The organism is Candidatus Babeliaceae bacterium (assembly GCA_041660765.1).
Classification (GTDB): Bacteria; Babelota; Babeliae; order Babelales; family Babelaceae; genus JBAZVR01.
In genome coordinates, this window is record JBAZVR010000008.1 from 1 (window position 1) to 3870 (window position 3870).

Annotated in this window: 7 protein-coding genes; 4 read left to right on the forward strand and 3 right to left on the reverse strand. The window is 32.9% G+C overall.

The features are described from left to right. From WC707_07140 to WC707_07150, 3 genes are all read right to left on the reverse strand, one after another. On the reverse strand, positions 1 to 621 hold a 621-nt coding region (locus WC707_07140), incomplete at its 3' end, for a hypothetical protein (protein ID MFA6066930.1). A 4-nt stretch (positions 622 to 625) separates the two neighbouring features. Then, positions 626 to 1351 (reverse strand): HNH endonuclease signature motif containing protein, encoded by a 726-nt coding sequence (locus WC707_07145; GenBank protein ID MFA6066931.1) that lies wholly within the window; start codon positions 1349 to 1351, stop codon positions 626 to 628. A 64-nt stretch (positions 1352 to 1415) separates the two neighbouring features. After that, a complete protein-coding gene (locus tag WC707_07150) occupies positions 1416 to 2786 on the reverse strand; it encodes a DEAD/DEAH box helicase (protein MFA6066932.1) in 1371 nt (456 codons plus the stop codon). 176 nt (positions 2787 to 2962) lie between these two features. Between WC707_07150 and WC707_07155 the strand changes: the two genes are divergently transcribed. From WC707_07155 to WC707_07170, 4 genes are all read left to right on the forward strand, one after another. Then, positions 2963 to 3175: a hypothetical protein gene (locus WC707_07155; GenBank protein ID MFA6066933.1), complete on the forward strand. Its 213-nt coding sequence runs from the start codon at positions 2963 to 2965 to the stop codon at positions 3173 to 3175. Between the two features lie 16 nt (positions 3176 to 3191). Beyond that, complete coding sequence (locus WC707_07160; GenBank protein ID MFA6066934.1) at positions 3192 to 3545, forward strand: hypothetical protein; 354 nt, start codon at positions 3192 to 3194, stop codon at positions 3543 to 3545. Then, positions 3535 to 3663 carry a hypothetical protein gene (locus WC707_07165; GenBank protein ID MFA6066935.1) on the forward strand — a complete coding sequence of 43 codons (129 nt, stop codon included), beginning with the start codon at positions 3535 to 3537 and terminating at the stop codon, positions 3661 to 3663. Before WC707_07160 ends, WC707_07165 begins: the two co-directional genes overlap by 11 nt. Positions 3664 to 3689: 26 nt before the next feature. Next, positions 3690 to 3870, forward strand: a 181-nt coding sequence (locus tag WC707_07170) for a hypothetical protein (protein MFA6066936.1), incomplete at its 3' end; no start/stop codon positions are given.

Below are 3870 nucleotides of genomic sequence, written 5' to 3' on the forward strand. Positions count from 1 at the left end.
CTGTAATGTATTGCTTTGATTAATATCCATCCATACCGGGCTTGCTACTTCCTGCCATTTAGCAACTGGATATTGTTTTACATCATGGGTAACACGTTCTTCGCACTCTCCTGAATTGCGCATTGTTACTAAATAATCAGGTACGCCTTGACGCGACATTGTAGCATTACCACGTACTGTTTTATGTAATAGCCCTAATGCTTTTGTTCTTTGCATAGCAACTACTGGATTTTTCCAAATAACCACTTCTGAATGAAAAATAAAGCCATGTTTTTGAAATGCGCGAATTAAATCACCTCGAAAATCTTTCAATCCAATAAATCCATCCATTTGTTTTGACGTTGGTAACAACATACAATGAAATGATAAATTGCGCCCAGGTTTTAAAACTCTGGCTAATTCTTTGATAATAAAATCAAAGTGGACAAAGAAATCATCATAATCTCGGCAATTTCCTAGATCACGAGGAGAGTTACTGTAAGTGTACAATGATGCGAAAGGTGGAGAATGAATACAATAATCAACGCTATTAGTGGGCAATAATGGTAATATTTCACAACTATCACCATTATATATTGAATATTTATCTGTAACTACTTGATTTAAAACTACTTCACTCATTTTTTTAAAATTCCTTAATAAATTCTTTATTTATATTTTCTTTACTATGTACAAATTTATGACATTCTTTACATAGTAAAACTAAATTATTAACATCTGTTCTTAATTCTCTTACCATAAATGAAACGATATGATGTATATGAAAATTTCCTCTGTTTTTTTCTTCATTATGATGTTTATTACATTTTTGACAAAAAGCATTATCACGCTTCCATACTTCTTTTACTGAGTTTGTCCATTCTTCACTAGAATAAACAGATTGTCTTTCTGGTGTTAATCCACCTTGCCAATTCGGATGCAACGAACCAAATTTACCTTTCCAGTATGGTTCATTACATTTACCCCATGGAACCCTTCCATCTGCAATAGCAATTTCACTTAATCTTTTCTTTGTTTCTTCTGTATGTTTTTTCCCTCTAAATGTACTACCATCTTTTAATAAATGACTTGTATCATGCCCTCTTGTCCTAGTTGGTATTCCATAATCTCTAATCCATTCCCAAACACGCTTAGAATCTCTCCCTATTTCCCTTGCTATTTGATTGGCGCTTTTACCAATAATAATATACTCATTTTCTAACCACTCCTTAGTAAATCCTAATAATTCTCTTTGTTTTGTTTGCCATTTACCTTTGCATTGTTTATCACAAAAATAATTTTTAGATTTATTGTTTGTATATCTAATTAATTTATTATCACAATTTGAACAATTAACATTCTCTTTAGCCATTATTTACTTAACCTTATGTTAGTTTATTATATATAATAGCATAAGGTGTTATAAATATCAAATATTACAAGAATACTGGTAATTGTATTTTAACACTTGGGATATAATCGTTAGATTCTTTTTTAAATCCTAACAATTCGCTACGCACCGAATCAATAACTAATGATTGTAATTCGCATGCCATTTCTTTTGCTCTTTTTTCTTTTCTTAATAAATTATCTTTAACTGCGCCCTCGGTATCACAGCTGAATAAATGCACATTAACTTGTTCTTTTTGCCCAAATCGATAGCACCGTCTAACGGATTGATAATAAGCTTCAAATGAGTCTGTAACGCCAACAAAAGCCATATTATTGCATACTTGCCAATTCATCCCCCATCCAGCTATTTTGCTTTTACTAATTAAAACCCTTATTTTACCTGCGGCAAAATCCATCATTGCTTTTTCTTTAAATTCCTCACTATCCGCACCGCATACCTCAATAGATCCGGGTATTGATTTACGCAATAATTCGCCCTCTGCATTAAGTTCACACCAAATCAACCAAATATCAGAACTATTATTTACAATTTCAGCACATTCTAATACTCGTTGATCTATACTTTCTCGTCTTGCGCCACGTCTATCTGTTAAAGTTTGAGCTTCGATTGCAAATATATTACCGTCTTTCGGTTTTGTTTCGATAACATGTTGAACAATATTGAGTGGTGGTAATTCATACATAGAACCATCATATCCTAAATCACTAGGTGATCTTAACATTGCACCCCATGATGATACCCACTTCCAAAACTCAACCTTTGCATGGCCTTTTAACCGCCATTTATTAGCCAATTTCATATCGTTAATAAAAAACTCTGCCAACATTTCAGAATGTGACCTAACGCCTAAAAATTCAGCATGAGTGCCTAACTCTGTAAAATCATTTGGTGATGGTGTAGCGGTGCAGCATAATTTATAGGGTGTTTGTGCAAATGATAATAATAAATGACTTAATGTTTTGCTATTATTATGCTTAATACAGCTTGATTCATCCAACACAATACCAACAAAACGACTACAATCAAATAAATGTAATCTTGCATAGTTTGTTATGCTTATTCCTTGTTCAACATCATCTGCACAATGAACGTGCTTTATTTTAACGCCACATTGTAATCCCTCTTGTACTGTTTGTGGGGCAACGGCCAATGGCGCAAGGATTAAAATATCTTTTCCTGTATAGTGATGTACTGCATCAGCCCAAGCGCATAAAATCCTACTTTTACCTAAACCAGTATCAGCAAAAATAGCCGCACGTCCACGACGTAACGCCCAGTTTGCTAAATCTTCTTGGTGCGGGAATAGTCCTTTTACTCTTATTTTGCTATCTATGCCAACAGATGGCATAAAAGCTAATTTTTTATTGATAAATTCTTGATAATCACTGCTCATTTTTAAACTCTATTTCCATTTCATTTTTACGAACGGCTCATTATATAGATAAAATTATAAATATCAAACAAAATAAAATATATTTTCATAGCTCAAATAAAAGCTTTACATTATCCTAAAAATCATTAAACTGAACACAAGTTAAAAAAAATCATAAAAAAATAAGGACAAACAAAATGAACACACTACAAACAAAAAAAATCTATGTCGTTTCAATCGCGACAGGTGATTTTTATTACGGCGACGAAAATGATTATTGTGTTGCCGCGAACTCTATTAGAGAAGCGCGAAAAATTGCTATAGACGCAATGGAAGAGTTGGGAATGGGTAAACGTACCGATATTAGAAAAACGTTTGTTAGTGAAAGAGAAACTATTTATACACTATAGGACAATAGACATGAACATGAACACAAAAACATTTTATGACGTTAGAGACTTAAAATCGCCTCTTAATGTAATCTTGGCTTTGCCATTTGACATAACCGACGTCGAATTAGACATAGATTATAGTATTTATGGTTGTAATAGACCTGCTACTTTTGATGATCCAGAAGAACACCCTGAATTAGAGGTGACATCATCAAAAGTAATCAGCATTATCACCCATAACGGCTCATTCACACCCACATCAAAACAATCGGACCTTATCTTAAGTTTACTTAATAATGATGATCTTGATGAGCTATTATGGTACGATGCGGAAGTGCAAAAAGCCGCTTATGAAATAGAAATGGAGGAATATTTTTATGAAAATTAAATTTAAACTTATCAATCGCTATCATCAACACATAGCAAATATCTATGATCCGTATGCTTTGGACATGGATATATTGATGCAATTAGCCGTTCTTGGTTATCATATCGAAGCAATTTAACAACATAACAACAATAGGACTACAAAATGAAAACTACAAACACATTCAAATTAACCGCTATCGCGGCAATTATTGCATCCACTCAACTTGTATCAGGATGCGCTCATCATTCGCCAAAAAATACAGGTAATGACATTATTGTTGATGAAAAAATAGTTATTAATATAGATATACAAACAAAATATGATGAGTTCAAAGATCAAACAG

Coding starts and splice junctions, on each gene's coding strand:
- WC707_07165 (MFA6066935.1), top strand. CDS start 3,535: ATGAAAATTAAATTTAAACTTATCAATCGCTATCATCAACACATAGCA.
- WC707_07155 (MFA6066933.1), top strand. CDS start 2,963: ATGAACACACTACAAACAAAAAAAATCTATGTCGTTTCAATCGCGACA.
- WC707_07160 (MFA6066934.1), top strand. CDS start 3,192: ATGAACACAAAAACATTTTATGACGTTAGAGACTTAAAATCGCCTCTT.
- WC707_07145 (MFA6066931.1), bottom strand. CDS start 1,351: ATGGCTAAAGAGAATGTTAATTGTTCAAATTGTGATAATAAATTAATT.
- WC707_07150 (MFA6066932.1), bottom strand. CDS start 2,786: ATGAGCAGTGATTATCAAGAATTTATCAATAAAAAATTAGCTTTTATG.